This window comes from Bacillus sp. Medicinal_06, assembly GCF_056711665.1.
In genome coordinates this window covers 598,423-614,743 of the sequence record NZ_JBWYHD010000001.1, presented here as the reverse complement: position 1 = coordinate 614,743, position 16,321 = coordinate 598,423, and the positions used below count along the sequence as shown (strand labels likewise).

The 16,321-nt window shown below is 37.3% G+C and carries 18 protein-coding genes and 1 pseudogene; 16 read left to right on the top strand and 3 right to left on the bottom strand.

The annotated features are described in order from the left end of the window. The first annotated feature begins 199 nt into the window (after positions 1-199). The 4 genes and pseudogenes from AC1M36_RS03260 to AC1M36_RS03245 form a co-directional block, all read left to right on the top strand. Positions 200-961, top strand: a complete 762-nt coding sequence (locus tag AC1M36_RS03260) for an ABC transporter ATP-binding protein (protein WP_431613452.1) — start codon at positions 200-202, stop codon at positions 959-961. Next, positions 962-1,711, top strand: a complete 750-nt coding sequence (locus AC1M36_RS03255) for an ABC transporter permease (protein ID WP_431613453.1) — start codon at positions 962-964, stop codon at positions 1,709-1,711. 10 nt (positions 1,712-1,721) lie between these two features. Then, on the top strand, positions 1,722-1,949 hold the full coding sequence (locus AC1M36_RS03250) for a carboxymuconolactone decarboxylase family protein (protein WP_479845590.1): 228 nt from the start codon (positions 1,722-1,724) through the stop codon (positions 1,947-1,949). A 25-nt stretch (positions 1,950-1,974) separates the two neighbouring features. Continuing rightward, positions 1,975-2,399 (top strand): annotated as a pseudogene (locus AC1M36_RS03245) (Tn3 family transposase); the annotation flags it as partial. A 394-nt stretch (positions 2,400-2,793) separates the two neighbouring features. Here the strand turns inward: AC1M36_RS03245 and AC1M36_RS03240 are convergent. Next, positions 2,794-4,278, bottom strand: a complete 1,485-nt coding sequence (locus AC1M36_RS03240) for an aldehyde dehydrogenase family protein (protein ID WP_097795916.1) — start codon at positions 4,276-4,278, stop codon at positions 2,794-2,796. Positions 4,279-4,552: 274 nt separating this feature from the next. Between AC1M36_RS03240 and AC1M36_RS03235 the strand changes: the two genes are divergently transcribed. The 6 genes from AC1M36_RS03235 to AC1M36_RS03210 all read left to right on the top strand — a co-directional run bounded on the left by AC1M36_RS03235 (position 4,553) and on the right by AC1M36_RS03210 (position 11,101). Then, positions 4,553-4,831 carry a YhdT family protein gene (locus AC1M36_RS03235; RefSeq protein ID WP_336453816.1) on the top strand — a complete coding sequence of 93 codons (279 nt, stop codon included), beginning with the start codon at positions 4,553-4,555 and terminating at the stop codon, positions 4,829-4,831. Between the two features lie 3 nt (positions 4,832-4,834). Continuing rightward, on the top strand, positions 4,835-6,265 hold the full coding sequence (gene panF / locus AC1M36_RS03230; RefSeq protein ID WP_336453815.1) for a sodium/pantothenate symporter: 1,431 nt from the start codon (positions 4,835-4,837) through the stop codon (positions 6,263-6,265). A 138-nt stretch (positions 6,266-6,403) separates the two neighbouring features. Continuing rightward, positions 6,404-7,336: a nucleoside hydrolase gene (locus AC1M36_RS03225; protein ID WP_336453814.1), complete on the top strand. Its 933-nt coding sequence runs from the start codon at positions 6,404-6,406 to the stop codon at positions 7,334-7,336. Between the two features lie 119 nt (positions 7,337-7,455). Next, positions 7,456-8,565: a serine hydrolase gene (locus AC1M36_RS03220; RefSeq protein ID WP_479845589.1), complete on the top strand. Its 1,110-nt coding sequence runs from the start codon at positions 7,456-7,458 to the stop codon at positions 8,563-8,565. Between the two features lie 124 nt (positions 8,566-8,689). Further along, positions 8,690-10,198 carry an argininosuccinate lyase gene (argH, locus tag AC1M36_RS03215; RefSeq protein ID WP_336453812.1) on the top strand — a complete coding sequence of 503 codons (1,509 nt, stop codon included), beginning with the start codon at positions 8,690-8,692 and terminating at the stop codon, positions 10,196-10,198. A 66-nt stretch (positions 10,199-10,264) separates the two neighbouring features. After that, entirely contained in the window at positions 10,265-11,101 is an 837-nt protein-coding gene (locus AC1M36_RS03210; protein ID WP_336453811.1) for a GNAT family N-acetyltransferase, read from the top strand. 35 nt (positions 11,102-11,136) lie between these two features. Here AC1M36_RS03210 and AC1M36_RS03205 read toward each other — a convergent pair whose 3' ends face one another. Together AC1M36_RS03205 and ric are read right to left on the bottom strand one after the other, a co-directional pair. Beyond that, entirely contained in the window at positions 11,137-11,889 is a 753-nt protein-coding gene (locus tag AC1M36_RS03205) for a (S)-benzoin forming benzil reductase (RefSeq protein WP_479845588.1), read from the bottom strand. 170 nt (positions 11,890-12,059) lie between these two features. Further along, complete coding sequence (gene ric, locus AC1M36_RS03200; protein ID WP_336453809.1) at positions 12,060-12,767, bottom strand: iron-sulfur cluster repair di-iron protein; 708 nt, start codon at positions 12,765-12,767, stop codon at positions 12,060-12,062. A 90-nt stretch (positions 12,768-12,857) separates the two neighbouring features. On the opposite strand from ric, the gene AC1M36_RS03195 reads away from it, so the two are divergent. From AC1M36_RS03195 to AC1M36_RS03170, 6 genes are all read left to right on the top strand, one after another. Beyond that, positions 12,858-13,142 (top strand): ASCH domain-containing protein, encoded by a 285-nt coding sequence (locus tag AC1M36_RS03195; protein WP_336453808.1) that lies wholly within the window; start codon positions 12,858-12,860, stop codon positions 13,140-13,142. Beyond that, positions 13,139-13,555 (top strand): NUDIX hydrolase, encoded by a 417-nt coding sequence (locus AC1M36_RS03190; protein ID WP_336453807.1) that lies wholly within the window; start codon positions 13,139-13,141, stop codon positions 13,553-13,555. Before AC1M36_RS03195 ends, AC1M36_RS03190 begins: the two co-directional genes overlap by 4 nt. Before the next feature lie 68 nt (positions 13,556-13,623). Beyond that, positions 13,624-14,241, top strand: a complete 618-nt coding sequence (locus AC1M36_RS03185) for an acetate uptake transporter (protein ID WP_336453806.1) — start codon at positions 13,624-13,626, stop codon at positions 14,239-14,241. Positions 14,242-14,440: 199 nt separating this feature from the next. Then, complete coding sequence (locus tag AC1M36_RS03180) at positions 14,441-14,656, top strand: DUF6366 family protein (RefSeq protein WP_336453805.1); 216 nt, start codon at positions 14,441-14,443, stop codon at positions 14,654-14,656. Positions 14,657-14,916: 260 nt separating this feature from the next. Further along, the gene (locus tag AC1M36_RS03175) at positions 14,917-15,360 is read left to right on the top strand and encodes a flavodoxin (RefSeq protein ID WP_174101450.1); all 444 of its coding nucleotides are present in this window, start codon (positions 14,917-14,919) and stop codon (positions 15,358-15,360) included. A gap of 16 nt (positions 15,361-15,376) precedes the next feature. Continuing rightward, a complete protein-coding gene (locus tag AC1M36_RS03170; protein WP_336453804.1) occupies positions 15,377-16,276 on the top strand; it encodes a WD40/YVTN/BNR-like repeat-containing protein in 900 nt (299 codons plus the stop codon). The last annotated feature ends 45 nt before the right edge of the window (positions 16,277-16,321 follow it).

Below are 16,321 nucleotides of genomic sequence, written 5' to 3'. Positions count from 1 at the left end.
GTATAGGGAATCTAGCTCCACAAAGCGCTTTTTATCCCGCATTAATGGGCAGTAACCCACCTCAAGGTTCAGAGAGAACCGAGGAAGATAGGTGGGGGATCAACTGCCCATAAAAGCCCGATTGGTTCAACTAATAATCAGTGGGGGGATGAAGAAAACCCCCACTGATTAAAGTTTCACTTTATAAGGAGGAAAAAGTATGAGCGATGCAGCGATTTCCGTAAAAGGGTTAAAAAAATGCTTTAAAGACAAGGAAGTCTTAAAGGGGGTGGATTTTGAGGTGCAGCGTGGCGAAATTTTCGCACTGCTGGGCTCAAATGGAGCGGGCAAGACGACGACGGTCAACATCCTTTCGACGCTGATGAAGGCCGATGGCGGCGAAGTAAGTATTTGCAGCTTTGACGCCCAGCGTCAATCGGATTATGTTCGCCAGAGCATCAGCCTAACAGGGCAATTCGCAGCTTTAGACGGCATGCTTACCGGGCGGGAAAACTTGATGATGATCGCCAAGTTGCGGGGAGTTTCCAATCCCGCTCAAGTCGCCGACAATCTGCTTGCAAGATTCAGCCTGACCGATGCGGCCAACCGCCGGGCGGATCAGTATTCCGGCGGGATGAAGCGCCGGCTTGATATCGCCATGAGCCTGATCGGGACGCCAGCAGTCATTTTTCTCGACGAACCGACGACAGGGCTTGACCCCGAAGCGCGGATTGAAGTCTGGGATACCGTCAAGGAGCTTGCTGGCAGCGGCACGACCATCTTGCTGACGACCCAGTACCTGGAGGAAGCCGAACAACTGGCGGACCGTATCGCCATCCTGCATGGCGGAAAAATCATCACGACCGGTACCCTTACCGAACTCAAAGAGATGTTCCCGCCAGCGAAAGTGGAGTACATCGAGAAGCAGCCGACATTGGAGGAAATTTTTCTCGCGATCATTGGCAAAAAGGAGGAGATGTAAATGAAAAGCAAAACAGGGGTATTACTAGAACGTTTAATGCGCAACATCATGCGCAGCCCGGATACGATTATCACGGTGGCGATTACGCCGATTATGATGCTGCTGCTGTTTGTCTACGTATTTGGCGGCGCCATAGAGACAGGAACGGACAATTACGTCAATTATTTATTGCCGGGAATCTTGCTGATGGCTATCGCATCCGGCGTCGCTTACACTTCACTGCGGCTGTTTACTGATGTAAAGAGCGGGCTGATGGCGCGTTTCATTACCATGCCCATCAAGCGCTCGTCGGTATTGTGGGCTCACGTGTTGACCTCGCTTGTTTCCAATGCGCTTACTGTCGTGGTGGTTATCCTCGTCGCCCTCTTGATGGGCTTTCGTTCCAGTGCTGATATCCTGGATTGGCTCGCGGTAGCTGGGATACTCGGGCTGTTTACGCTGGCTCTGACATGGCTGGCGGTCATTCCCGGATTGACGGCGAAGTCTATGGAAGGGGCGACAGCCTACTCGTACCCGCTGATTTTCCTGCCGTTTATCAGTTCGGCCTTTGTTCCCACCGAAACCATGCCTAAAATTGTCCGTGCGTTCGCTGAGAACCAGCCCGTGACTTCAATCGTGAATACGATTCGTGCCCTCTTGTATGAAGGGTCTGTTGGAAACGGTATCTGGGTCGCGCTTGCCTGGTGCGTCGGCATCATGGTCATCGCTTACTTCTTCGCCAGTAAAGTATTTAAACGTCAGTTAGGGTAAGTACACCATTATGGGATTAGTCATATCAATAGTCAGCCACTGCGATGAATGCATTTGCTATCACATGAAAGGCTGCTTAAATGCCGGGGTAACCATCGATGAAATCATGGAAACCCTCAAAATTGGTGTGATTGGTGGCGACTCGATCACTTATTCCAACGTGAGGTTTGCCATGCATGCCTTTGAAGAATTTACAGCGGGTAGTGCTCTTTCGCAGGAGGAGAAATTAAAAGAATAAAGCCCATAGATATAACTGAGAGTAAAAAAATCGACTTTATAAAGCATTTAGAGAACTAGTACGCGTTGTAAGGACCGCCTTTCTCCTAAAATATATTTCAGATATAAAATTACGGGAACAAATAACAGCTAGTACAAATAAAGTTGAGGCATATCATGATCATGGCTTTTCAAAATGTTTTTTTCGGTGGAGATGGGATTATTTCTGAAAATGATCCGGAAGAACAAGAAAAACGTATTAAATATAATGATTTCGTTGTAATGCTTTTATTTTTCAGAATATTGTTGATATAATGTTAATTTTATGGTCTCTCATGAATGGTATAGGTTTTCGCGAGAAGATCTTGTTATGCTGAGTCCATACCTTACAAGGCTCATTAAACGTTTTGATGATTATGTCATCGATTTACAAAACATCCCTCAATCAGTAGAGGAGAATATACCGGTATAAACATAAAATGGGTCATCATATGGAAATAAAAGTAAGTATATGGCCCGTTTTTACATGTATCTCGGCTGAACCCCTATATGAGGCCATAAAGAGGTCAGCATAATAAAAAAGTACATCACTCTTATTGAGCGATGTACTAATACATATATAATGTGCAACATTATGCACATCCTCTTATCCTTCTAAGGAAAGATAGATATTGTTACTTATTTATCCCGCATTAACGGGCAGTAAGACCCCCACCTCAAGGTTCAGAGAGAACCGAGGAAGATAGGTGGAGGATCAACTGCCCATAAAAGCCCGATTGGTTCAACTAATAATCAGTGGGGGATGAAGAAAACCCCCACTGATTAAAGTTTCACTTTATTTTACAGAGTAGGTCAGGCTTTTTCATTTAGTTCAGATTCACCCAAACACTCTTCACTTCTGTATAGTTATTTAATGCATAAGATCCCATTTCGCGGCCAAGACCGGATTGTTTAAATCCACCAAATGGAGAAGCGGCATCAAATACGTTATAACAGTTTACCCATACTGTACCAGCACGGACTTTACTTGCAATGTAATGTGCATTTTTGACATTTTCTGTCCATACACCAGCAGCTAAACCAAATGATGATTTATTTGCACGTTCAATTACTTCATCAATATCATTAAACGGCAACGCGGAGATGACAGGTCCGAAAATTTCTTCTTTGGCAATTGTCATTTCATCATTTACGTCTGCAAATACAGTTGGAGCGACAAAATAACCTTGCTCATATGGTTTATTTCCACCAACAAGTACTTCTGCACCTTCTTCAATACCTTTTTCAATGTATCCCATAACGCGTTTTTGCTGTTCTTCTGAAACAAGAGGCCCGATTGTTGTCTGAGGATCTAGACCTGCACCTTGTGTTAATTTTTTTGAATACAGAACAAGGTCAGCCATAACATTATCATACATTTTCTTCGGAATAAATAAACGGGACCCTGCGCAGCATACTTGCCCTTGGTTAAACATGACACCAGAAAGTGCAGCTGGAATTGCACGAGATAAATCAGCATCTGGTAAAATAATATTCGGTGATTTACCACCGAGTTCTAATGTAACTCGTTTCAATGTTTCAGAGGCTTGTCTCATAATTTGTTTACCAACTGGAGTAGACCCTGTAAATGCAATTTTATCAACGAGAGGATGATTGACAAGAGCTTGTCCAGCTGTTTCACCAAATCCTGGTACGATGTTGACAACACCTTTCGGGAATCCAGCCTCTTCAAATAATTCAGCTAAGTATAGAGCAGAAAGAGGTGTTTGTTCTGCAGGTTTCAACACAATTGTACATCCAGTTGCAAGAGCAGCCCCCATTTTCCACATTGCCATTAGGAGAGGGAAATTCCAAGGAATAATTTGTCCGACAACACCAACTGCTTCATGGCGTGTATAGTTAAAATATTCACCGGAGACTGGAATTGTTTGACCGACAATTTTTGTAGCCCAGCCAGCGTAATAACGCATATGTTCAATTGCCAGCGGAATATCTGCTGCTAATGTTTCACGGATTGGTTTTCCGTTGTCTAATGTTTCAAGCTGTGCTAATTCTTCTTTATGTTCTTCCATTAAATCAGCAAGCTTGTACATTAGACGGCTTCGTTCAGCACTGCTCATACGTGACCAAGGACCTTCATCGAAGGCCTGTCTTGCAGCCATTACAGCTTTATGAATATCTTCGCGACCAGCTTCTGAAACAATCGCAAGTGTTTCACCAGTTGCTGGGTTTGGAGTTTTAAATGTCTTACCGGAAGCGCTTTCGACGAAAGCTCCATTCACATATAATTTTTTTGTTCCTTGAAGAAATTTCTCTACTTTTTCATGAAGATTTACAGCTAGTTGACTCATTGTATAACCCCCTTGAAAATATAATGTAAACGCAGTACAAGACGGCGTTTATTCCTGTAACAGGGTTGTAAAGAAACTAGATGAAAGAACTCTAATTTTAATCATAAATAACAAAGACTGAAAATTCAAATTTCATTTACGTTACAATTGTAAAAATTATGTAATACAGAATTGAATTCTATATCTTTGCAAAAAATCCTTCTAGTTTTTCTTTTCTAGTAGGAAAAACTAGAAAAACAATGTTACAATTATACCTCGTGAGAGGAGGGAGAAAATGAAGGGTTATCATGATGATCCACGCTTTCGAATTGCCCATAGAGAGGCGTTAATTGGTCTTGGACTTGCTTTTATCAATTTTATAATATGGTATGGGTTTGCTTATGGGCTTGGCAGTAAGGATCCAAGTGAATATACATATGTATTAGGTTTTCCAGCATGGTTTTTTTATAGTTGTATAGTCGGTTTTGTTGTAGTAGTTATACTTCTTATTTTAATCGTGCGTTTTGCATTTCAAGATATTTCGCTCGATGAGGAAGAAAAAAGTGAGGAATGATAAATGAATTGGTACGTAATAATTCCAATGATAATTTCTTTTATCGTTGTATTTTTAATTGGTGTATATGCATCAAGACGTGTACAAGCAACGGCTCATAATAAATTTTTACAAGAATACTTTCTTGGTGGACGTGAACTTGGCGGTCTATTATTAGCTATGACAATGATTGCTACGTACGGTAGTGCGAGTAGCTTTATTGGTGGACCTGGAATTGCATATAATATGGGGCTTGGATGGGTATTGTTGTCAGCAATCCAGGTTGTAACGGGTTACATCGTCTTGACGGTAATTGGTAAAAAGTTTGCAATCATTGCAAGAAAGATGGAAGCAATTACGCTTATTGATTACTTAAAAGGAAGATACAATCATAAAGCAGTGGTCATTCTTTCGGCATTATGTATTATTATCTTTTTATTTTCAGCAACAGTTGCCCAGTGGGTTGGAGGCGGAAGATTAATTGAATCGTTAACAGGTCTTTCGTATACAACGTCTTTATTTCTTTTTACATTCTCTGTACTTGTATACGTTTTAATTGGTGGATTCCGTGCAGTTGCTTTATCTGACACATTACTTGGTATTATTATGTTAGCAGGCACGACAATTATTTTAATTGCAACGGTGATTGCTGGTGGCGGAATCGAAAAGATTATGCAGGAACTGGTTCGAATTAATCCTAATTTAATTACGCCATTTGGTGCAGATGGCAGTTTAACGAAAACATATGTAACATCATTTTGGGTATTAATTGGTGTTGGTGTTGTTGGATTACCTCAAATTAGCGTGCGTGCGATGTCCTATAAAAATTCAAAAGCGATGCATCAAGCTTTAATTATCGGAACAATTGTTGTCGGTACAATTATGATTGGTATGCATTTAACAGGTGTATTTGCACGGGTGGTGCTTCCAGGCGTAACTGTGCCAGACAAAGTAATGCCACTTCTTGCAATGGAAGTATTGCCGCCTTGGCTTGCTGGGGTCTTTTTGGCTGCTCCAATGGCTGCAATTATGTCAACGGTAAATTCACTTTTATTACTTGTGAGTTCATCAATTATTAAAGATATATATGTGAACTACATTAACGAAAAGGCTACTGATACGGCTATTAAAAAAGGAAGCTTGTGGATTACCGGAATCATTGGTTTACTTGTGTATGCAGCAGCTATTAAACCACCGGATTTCTTAATTTGGTTAAATTTATTTTCTTTTGGTGGCTTAGAAGCAGCATTTATTTGGCCGATTGTTTTAGGGCTATATTGGAAGAAAGGGAATGCAGTTGGTGCGCTTGCATCCATATTGGTTGGGGTAGGTTCTTATATGATCATCCATCTTTGGTTCCCGAATCCGTTTCATATACATACAGTAGTCTTTCCGATTTGTTTTGCGTTTATCGCTTATATAGTTGGTAGTGTATTGACGTTGAAAAAAGAATAGAACCAATAAAACAAAAACGCAGTGCTTTCAAAGATGAGAAGCACTGCGTTTTTTTATGATAAAAATTAAGTTTTTTCATTCTGCATTCTTTTGCTCATTCATACAGTAGTAACAATTGATGGGATGGAGTTGAGACCTATGAAAAAGGTGCTTTTTTTAGGGGATCCTGGTATTGATGATTCTTTAGCAATTATGTATGGGCTGTTACATCCAGAAATTGAAATTGTTGGGATTGTGACTGGGTATGGAAATGTAACACAAGAGCAAGCAACAAGTAATGCTGCGTATTTAATGCAACTAGCAGGTAGAGAAGATATACCGATTATAAATGGAGCGAAAATGCCGTTGTCGGGTGAATTTGCAACATATTATCCTGAAATTCATGGAGCGGAAGGGTTAGGGCCAATTCGCCCTCCACAAACGATTCGACCAAATATTAAATCGTTTTGCACAATCTTTGACATTATCAATCGTTATAAAAAAGAAGTTATTATTGTTGATGCAGGGAGGTCAACAAGTTTAGCAACGGCGTTTATATTAGGAAAGGATGTAATGAAAGATGTAAAAGAATATTACTGTATGGGGGGGGCATTTCTTGTTCCAGGGAATGTTACTCCTGTAGCAGAGGCTAACTTTCATGGCGATGCACTTGCTGCAAATTTAGTAATGCAGCATGCAAAAAACGTAACATTAATCCCTCTTAATGTTACAAGTGAATCAATCGTTACACCTGAAACTGTACAATATATAAAAAAACATTCACAAACTGCATTTAACAAATTAATTGAACCTATATTTCAATATTATTATATGGCATATAAGAAAATAAATCCCAAAATTACCGGAAGCCCCATTCATGATGTCGTTACGATGATGGCAGTTGTAAATTCTTCTATGATTGAATATGTATACCGGAAAGTAGACGTGGATTTAGAAGGGAGTGCAAAGGGGGAAAGTATTGCTGATTTCCGGCCACAACCTGATGCAAAAGCTCTTAAAGATTGGGTGAGAATTGGATGGAAATTAAATTATAAGAAATTTGTTGAAAACTTTGTTCGAATTATGACATAGACATAATAGGAGATGACAAGTTAAAATAATAGAGACGATTATTTAGAAAATCGTCTCTATTATTTTGTTTATAACGATATATAACAGATAAAAGATATAAATTAGGAGAGGAAATTCACTTGAGAAAAGTTATAATATGTGCGGGAATTATTGGCGTATTCATAGTGCTTATATCCGGTAACTTCTTAGCGAAAAAAGTTTGGAGCTCTAATAATGATGATGCGCAGTTTATTGCCTCATTTGTTGAAGAGCATAAAGATGAAAAAAACAGTGCCTTACTTATAAAACGAAATGATAAAGTTGTTTATTCTGTAAATCCCAATGTTGTGTTACCAGTTGCGAGCACGATGAAGTTAATTGTTGCATTTGAATTTACGAAACAAGTTGTAGATGGGAGAATTGACCCGAATGGTTATGTATCAATTGATGATGTAAATCGTTATTATGTTCCAAATACAGATGGTGGTGCGCAGGATCGATGGCAAAAGTATTTAATAAAAACTGATAAAATAGATGAAAATGCAGTGCCATTAGAAGAAGTTGCGAAAGGGATGGTGAAGTTTAGTTCAAATGCGAATACAGAGTATTTAATGGAGCGACTTGGACTAGATCATATTAATCAAAATTTACAAAACCTATCACTTCCTTCACACCAACCGTTATTTCCTATCGTCTCTTCTCTATATATTCCGGGATATTTGCATAAGGAATTGCATGTTCCAAAATCTAAATTAGAGAAAAAGTTAAAAGAAATGTCTCAAGAAGAATATCGTCGTTATGCCATGTTAATACATGAACGGTTAAAAGAGAAAGGGCCGTTATTACAAAAAGAAATTCCGCTGTATTTAGAAGGAAAATATGAAAAAATATGGTCAGATAAGTTTCCAGCTGCATCTGCAAATGATTATATGGTGCTTCTGGAAAAAGCGAACCACAAAAAAGGTTTTACAAAAGATGAAGAAAAAGAATGGGCGAATCTCGTTGAAACGGATATGAAAGGGAAGAAGTACCGTAAATCATTCAGGCATGCAGGGCAAAAAAATGGATATACACCATGGACGTTAGCAAAAGCTGTTTATGCTACTGATAAACTTGGGAATTGTACAGAAATTGTGTTTTTAGCAAACCAATTAGATGAAGATGATAGTGCAGAGCTTCGTAAGCACTTGCGTAATTTACATTTCCAGGTACTAAAAAGTGAAAAATATGATGCAACTGTTATTAGATAAACCCGATGCGTGTGGCAGCGGGTTTATTTGTGTTTCATCAATGAAAGTTTCACCTCATACAAGCACCTTTTCAGAAGCTCCGGGTATGATGGTTAGTAAATAACTGGGCGAAAGGGGAAAAGTGATGAAATGGGATAAGGAAGAGTTTGTTAAGAGTGAAGGCGCTGATTTCCCTGGAAAAACCTATGCAAACTGCGTGTTACAGCATGTGTTTCAATTTCAGCGAGATTATTTATTGCAAGAGATGTTTATGGTTCATCGTGCTCATATTATCATGCTTGTGGAAGAAAAATTAATGAAGCAAGAAGATGCAAAAGTTATTTTAACAGCGCTAGAGAAAGTGGCGCAAATTCCAAAGAGTCAATTATTGTATGAGCAGGAACATGAAGATCTCTTTTTTTTAATAGAACATTTAATTGTAAAAGAAGCAAATGATGATCTAGTAAGTAATATGCATATTGGTAGAAGTCGTAATGATATGGGAGTAACGATGTATCGGATGAGTTTACGCCGCTACCTGCTACGTTTTATGGAGCATTTTATCTTATTGCAAGAAAGTATATTACAACTTGCTGATGATCATATGGAAACAATTATGCCTGCTTATACACATACGCAGCCTGCTCAACCGACAACATTTGGTCATTATATGTTAGCTGTGTATGATGTGATGCAAAGAGATTTAGAACGGATTTGGAAGACGTATGATCTTGTGAATAACTCGCCGATGGGTGCAGCTGCTCTTTCTACAACAAGTTTCTCTATTAACAGACAGAGAGTTGCTCAGTTACTTGGTTTTTCAGGTGTTATTGAGAATTCATATGATGCAGTCGCAGGTGCTGATTATTTACTGGAAGTCAGTGCCTTGCTGATGATGACAATGACGAATACGAGTAGATGGCTCCATGATTTCTTACTACTAGCAACAAAAGAATACAATGGAATTACTGTTGCAAACCCATATGTACAGATCAGTAGTATAATGCCACAAAAACGTAACCCAGTTTCAATCGAACATGCTCGATCGCTAGCTAGCGGTGCATTTGGTGAAGCTTTCACTGTATTTCAAACGATCCATAATACACCGTTTGGAGACATTGTTGATACAGAAGATGATTTGCAGCCTTATTTGTATGGAGGAATCGAAAAGGCAATTCGTGTGTTCTGTATAATGAATGCAGTGATTCGAACAATGAAGGTAGAAGATGGAGTTTTAAAAAAGCGCTCGTTTAAACATGCAATTACGATAACGGATTTTGCGGATACCTTAACAAAAAATTACAATATTCCTTTCCGGCGTGCTCATCATGCTGCAAGTGATATTGCAAAAGTGTCTATGGGGCAACAAAAAGAGTTGCATGAACTAAAACTCATAGAAGTAAATAAGTACTTACAAAAAACATTGCACGTGATACTTTCAGAAAAAGAATGGAATGACATTATATCGCCAGAAGCATTTATTGAGAAAAGGAATGTATATGGGGGAACAAGTAAAAAAGAAATGATACGTATGATTCAAAAGAGGAGAGAGCGTTTTAAGCAAGAAGAAGTTAAATTTGAAACGGAAAAACAGCGAATTTCACAAGCTGAACAAGAAGTCATGACGATCTTATTGAATATTATTGAATCGTAAAAGAAGGATTTTGTGAATTAATCGCCAATAATCTATTGAAATATAAATAGAAGGAAGAGATTGTCGATGATTCAATTACAGGTGTATGAAGATATTTCTCATTTTAAGAAGGATTTCGTTCCAATTTTAGAAATGAATGAACAAGAAAATAATTTACTATTAGGGGTATTGCAGTCTGGAGAAAATCCACTATTTATGGCAGCGGCAAAGCGAAATGAAAACACCATACTTATATTTCTTCAAACTGAGAGAAAACAAATGATTGTTGCTAAATCCGTAGCTTCGAGGGAGGAGGTAAAGGAAATAGCAAAACAATTAGTAACGGTGTATCCCAACATACCTGGATTGATTGGAGAAAAGAGAGTGGTGACACAATTAGCAGAAGAGATTGCGCAACTAGAGCAAAAGAAACTTTCTATTCGCATGAATCAAGGGATATATAAGCTGGAAAAAGTAAAGAAGCAATGGAATGAACAGGGTGTTTTCCGTCAAGTAAATGATGATGAGCTACCATTTATAGAAGAGTGGGTGCATCAATTTTGTGAAGATGTTCATTTGCCTACTACAGCAGAAGATGCGAAACAAACGGCATATGCATTAGTAAGTACAAATCGGTTATTCGGCTTGGAAGTAGATGGAGAATTGGTTTCGGTAGCTGCCATAACAAGACCGACTAAGAGTAATATTACAGTTAACTTTGTATATACGCCAAAAGAAGCACGAAAGAAAGGGTACGCTTCTAACTGTGTAGCTGCCCTTAGTCAGTACATGTTAGATCAAGGTTATAAAACGACTACTTTATATACAGATTTAGCAAATCCAACTTCGAATAAGATTTATCAAGAGATAGGGTATGAACGAATCATGGAATCTGTATTAATATTTTTAGAGAAGATAGAATAAAAGGCTCGCTTATATGCGAGCCTTTTGCTATGAAATTATTTTTCATCAATCCGAATGACGCCACCTTGTTCAAATTCCTTAGTTTCTAATAGATGAACAACAGCTTTCGCGACATATTCAGGAGAAAGTAATTTTCCTTCTTCCTTTAAGGTGATAAAGCGTTCTAAGTTTGTGAAGTCTTCTTTTTTCGTTTGACGGATTTGTTGTTGCATATTTGTATCCACAACACCTGGTGCAAAGGCAATTGTTTTTACGGGATACTCTTTTTCTGCTTCTTCTGTAGCAACGCACTGCGTAAACATATTTACACCAGCTTTCGTTGTACAATAAGCCCCCCACCCAAAGTAAGGTTTTTGTCCAGCGCCTGAGGAAATATTGATAACACGTTTATCTACTTTCCAATCCTTTGTATGTTTCATAAAAGAAGAGGTAAGAATCATTGGGGCAATTAAATTAATTTGCACATTTGTAATTAAAAGTTCACTCTCTGATTTTTCAATCGGTTTCATAGGTGCAAGTGTACCTGCGTTATTAATTAAATGAATAGATGAGACATTCTCTTCTTCAATGGATGAAAAGATGGTTTCAAAATGAGTTTCTAGATTATGTACATCTTGGAGATCAATTGAGTGAAAAATAAAAGAAATACCTTTTTGTGTTGCTTTTTCAATAAGTGTTTCATTTTGTCTTCTAGAAATACAAATGAGCTTTGTATTTTCTTCTAGTAATTGTATGGCGATTGCTTCGCCCAATCCTTGCGAAGTACCTGTTACAATAACATAGCGCATCGTTTGTTGAGCTCCTCTCCTATGTATATTTTTTTGATTATGCGGTGTGCATAATCTACTTATATAGTATAGAGGATTCTTTTGTAGAAATGGAGTAATTAGTAACAGATTATAGTTGGAGTTAAGGAGAAAGATAAGCAGCGAGAAATAGTCCTCACTGCTTATTCATTTTACTTAATAGAAAGTAATCGCTTGAATAAAATGTTGTTCTCAAGATGTACGTGTTGGAATAAATCAGATTCAAAATCTTCTAGACGATTATAAACCATACGATATGTGCGACATGCATGCTCTGGAGGAGTGAAATCATTTGTAATACTTCGCAATTCTTTTATAAGATCGCCAGCTCCATCATGTTCTTGTTCTAATTCTTCAAGTTTTTCGATTGCCAAAACTAAATTTTCTTGAGTAGGATTTTGTTCATATTTTTGGATAAGCGGGAATACAAGAGTTTCTTCTTTGATAATATGTTGTTCAAGTTCGAGTTTTAATTCATGAAACAGTCGGTGCACGTCACTTAAATGCGACTCTGTTTGACCGTGTACGCGAAATACTTTTGTTACATATGGACTGAGTTGTGGTAATTCTTCTTGAATATAGCGATGATGTGTTTGGATAATATGATCAATTAGTGTAGAAAAGCTAACTTCATTCCAGTTTGTAGATTCATTATTTTTTGATTGATATAAAGTATATTGTTCATTTAATGTTTTTAAAAGTTCATCAGGAGAAATTTCTTTTGTTTGTGTTGCTACTTCAATTGTCTTGTCTCCGCCACAACAAAAGTCGATACGATGTTTTTTAAATAAATCACTTGCTTGTGGAAAAGCCGTAACAATTTCACCTACAATAGATGTTTTTGTAAAAGGTATAGCCATATCAAACACTCCTCTGTTCATTTGTATGTTTTTAGCATAATGTTTTAGAAAAAAGATTGAAGTGATTATAATCACAAATATGGTGAAGAAATGAAACATAAAATGGGATTATATAATGAGCCGTTTCAATCTATTCAATCTGGAAAAAAAGTGTTTGAAGTACGCTTATATGATAAGAAACGTCAAGATATACAAATAGAAGATGAAATCGAATTTACAAATTTAAAAACAAAAGAAACAATTTGTGTAAAGGTAAAGGAATTGAAATGTTATAAAACATTTGAAGAAATGTTAGCAAGTACATATGAAATATATACGAAAGAACAAGAGCAGAAGTGGGGAACCGTTGCAATTGGGATTGAAGTGATAGCATGATTCGAAATCGTGGTGTGACTATTATTATACAGGATGATACAATCGCCCTTATAAAACGTATTCGAAATAATGAAGTATACTTTGTATTTCCAGGTGGAGGAATTGAAGAGAATGAAACACCAGAAGAGGCAACTATACGTGAAGCTTATGAAGAACTAGGCGTGCATATTGAAATTCAAAAATTGGTTACGAAGTATGAGTATAAAGGCACGCAATATTTTTATGAAGCACGTATTATTGGTGGTGTTTTGGGTACAGGAAAAGCTGAAGAGTTTACAAAGGGTGATAGAGGACAATACATTCCAGTTTGGATTCCTATAAAAGAGCTATTTAATCTAAATATCAAGCCATATGAAGTAGCAAAGATTATCGTTCATTATTATAAAAATATGAAGTCTGATAACATACAATAAAAACCATTGACATAGGCTTCTGATTTGAGTATTGTATTCAGGTATGTGTTCAAAATCAGGAGGTTTTTATGAGTAATCAAACTACACATCATGTAAAAATGACAACAGCGGATCCATCTGGAATTGGTCTATTTGGATTAGCAATGGTAACACTTGTAGCATCATCACAAAAATTAGGATTAACGGATGGTGTTTCATTTGTATTACCATGGGCAATCTTTTTAGGAGGATTTGCACAACTCTTTGCGTGTATTCACGATGCGAAGCATAACAACACGTTCGGTACAACTGCATTTGGTGCATATGGCCTATTTTGGTTAGGTGTTGGAACGTCTTGGTTAATTCAACTTGGAGTATTCGGCGAAAAATTAGCCCAATCTGTAGATCCAAAGCAGCTTGGTGTAGCCTTTATTGGATATTTAATCTTTACGATTTTTATGACAATTGGCGCAATGGAAACACATAAAGTATTATTTATGATTTTTGTACTTATTGATTTCTTATTTATTGGTCTTTCATTTAGTACTTTAGGTGTTATGCCACATGCTATGCATAACTTAGCAGCGTATTCTGAACTATGTATTTCATTACTATCTTTCTACGGTTCAGCAGCAGCTGTATTAAATGTTCATTTTGGAAAAGTTGTATTACCAGTAGGAAAGCCGTTTGGCATTTTTAAAAAATAAGAATGAAAAACACGAATGACAAGAATGGTCATTCGTGTTTTTTTATAGGTTGTTTTCTAAAAGACTGTTGTTTTTAAACATGAAATTTACCATTTTAACCGAGAAGACCCCCTTCTCTAAACGAAGTGAAGGTGGGGGTAGTTCAATTAAAGAGAATTAAGGAATATATATTAGGATTATAGAAAATGGAGGTGTGGTAGTGAGTGAAGACAAAGAAACACCTGAAAGAAGAAGAGAAAGACTAAGACAGGAAGAATTAAAAAGAAACCCAGTTGGAAATATGAACGATGCGTTTAATAGGGCTGAAACTAGAAACCTTGCTGATTTAGTAGGTAGTTTAGGTTGGAAGGGTATTGGAATACTTATCCTTGTAATCATAATTGGTTTTATAGTTGCATCAATATTTTTAAAGTAAGGAGACCTCTTTTTGAGGTCTTTTATTATGCATTTCTTACCACTTCTACTACTATATAATTTGATTTTTGACATGCTGAAATAAGCATTTGGTCTACGCGTTTTTCTCTTTTCTATGTGTGAAAGACTCACGAAAGAAAGTTTCATCACTCTCTACAATGCCTTGAAAGTTATTTATGGTAAGGAAAAAAATATAATTGAAATTGATTCTCATTATTAATATAATGAGAATAAGAATCAATTGCAAAAGGGGATGTCGATATGGCGAAAATTTTAATAGCTTATGCAAGTATGTCAGGAAATACAGAAAGTATTGCTGATTTAATTAAAGTGAGCTTGGATGCATTTAATCATGAAGTGGAATTAAAGGAAATGGAAGGAATGGATGCAGAAGAATTATTAGCGTATGATGGTATCATTTTGGGATCGTATACGTGGGGAGACGGGGAGCTGCCATTTGAAGCAGAAGATTTTCATGATGATTTAGAAAGCGTAGATTTAGCCGGAAAAAAAGTTGCTGTATTTGGATCTGGTGATACGGCTTATGAGCAATTTTGTGAGGCAGTAACAATTTTTGAAGAACGTCTTGTAGAATGCGGGGCAGAACTTGTACAAGAAGGATTGAAGATTGAGTTAGCTCCAGAAGAGGAAGAAGATATCGAGAAATGCAGTAACTTTGCAATCGCATTTGCTGAAAAGTTCTAGGAATGGGAGTGTCATCGTGGAAACAATGTTAAGTGCAACTGCCGTAACGAAATTAGAAGATGGGAAACTTATGTTAGCAACTACATATGATGGATTATTCATTGAACAAGATGGGAAATGGAAACGGATTTTAAGTGGGTTTCAAAAAAGAATTCGGGATTTACAGAGTAGTGGTAATGTAATTTATGGTGTAGGTGACGAAGGGATTTTTATTCGTAGTATGGATTGTGGTGATAACTGGACGATTCAACGTTTTCCAACAAAGGCAACAAGTTGGAACGTATGTAGTAATGAGAGTGGGACAGTTATTGCACATGGAGATAAAACGTTATATCTTTCTAATAACTTCGGTTCTACTTGGGAAACTATTCATCCATTTCTTTGTTATGGTAGTGGTGCACCGTCTATTCGTTCGCTATTTTTATACAAGCATTACTTATTTATTGGTACCAAAATTCATGCGAAGTATGGTGGTGTTTGGCTTTTTGATCTGCAAATGCGTAAGTTAAAAAGAATTAAAATAGCCACGAATCAAATGATTTCTGCGTTGACATTACATAACTCCTACATAGTAGCAGCAAGTGGATCTTGCAGAGGAATAAGTGGAAATATTTCTTTTTGTATGGTAGATGAGATCATTAAAAAGAAAAAATTAAATTGGCATACATGTCAAAGTGAACAAAAAGCAAGTAGCTATTTAGATTTGAGTGTTGATCAACAGGTATTATATACAACATCTACACAGAATAAAGCTGGAATTAGTATGGTATGTCGTGTCCTCCTTGATGAAGGAACGGTAACGGTATGTGGATCTATTAAAGGTCACGGGTGGCGCATTGTTAATCAGAAGGAAGGCTATGTTGTGGCTGGATCAGGAGAATCAAAAGTGATGCAGTGGCAAAGGAATATTGTGTAAAATGTGAAGAAAATAAAATTCGCTTTACTTTTATTATATTGATAT

Excerpts from the sequence above, each read along its gene's own strand:
- AC1M36_RS03255 (WP_431613453.1), top strand. The coding sequence starts at position 962 with ATGAAAAGCAAAACAGGGGTATTACTAGAACGTTTAATGCGCAACATC.
- AC1M36_RS03250 (WP_479845590.1), top strand. The coding sequence starts at position 1,722 with ATGGGATTAGTCATATCAATAGTCAGCCACTGCGATGAATGCATTTGC.
- AC1M36_RS03185 (WP_336453806.1), top strand. The coding sequence starts at position 13,624 with ATGAGTAATCAAACTACACATCATGTAAAAATGACAACAGCGGATCCA.
- AC1M36_RS03225 (WP_336453814.1), top strand. The coding sequence starts at position 6,404 with ATGAAAAAGGTGCTTTTTTTAGGGGATCCTGGTATTGATGATTCTTTA.
- AC1M36_RS03190 (WP_336453807.1), top strand. The coding sequence starts at position 13,139 with ATGATTCGAAATCGTGGTGTGACTATTATTATACAGGATGATACAATC.
- argH (WP_336453812.1), top strand. The coding sequence starts at position 8,690 with ATGAAATGGGATAAGGAAGAGTTTGTTAAGAGTGAAGGCGCTGATTTC.
- AC1M36_RS03210 (WP_336453811.1), top strand. The coding sequence starts at position 10,265 with ATGATTCAATTACAGGTGTATGAAGATATTTCTCATTTTAAGAAGGAT.
- AC1M36_RS03235 (WP_336453816.1), top strand. The coding sequence starts at position 4,553 with ATGAAGGGTTATCATGATGATCCACGCTTTCGAATTGCCCATAGAGAG.
- ric (WP_336453809.1), bottom strand. The coding sequence starts at position 12,767 with ATGGCTATACCTTTTACAAAAACATCTATTGTAGGTGAAATTGTTACG.
- AC1M36_RS03175 (WP_174101450.1), top strand. The coding sequence starts at position 14,917 with ATGGCGAAAATTTTAATAGCTTATGCAAGTATGTCAGGAAATACAGAA.
- AC1M36_RS03195 (WP_336453808.1), top strand. The coding sequence starts at position 12,858 with ATGAAACATAAAATGGGATTATATAATGAGCCGTTTCAATCTATTCAA.
- AC1M36_RS03205 (WP_479845588.1), bottom strand. The coding sequence starts at position 11,889 with ATGCGCTATGTTATTGTAACAGGTACTTCGCAAGGATTGGGCGAAGCA.
- AC1M36_RS03240 (WP_097795916.1), bottom strand. The coding sequence starts at position 4,278 with ATGAGTCAACTAGCTGTAAATCTTCATGAAAAAGTAGAGAAATTTCTT.
- panF (WP_336453815.1), top strand. The coding sequence starts at position 4,835 with ATGAATTGGTACGTAATAATTCCAATGATAATTTCTTTTATCGTTGTA.
- AC1M36_RS03260 (WP_431613452.1), top strand. The coding sequence starts at position 200 with ATGAGCGATGCAGCGATTTCCGTAAAAGGGTTAAAAAAATGCTTTAAA.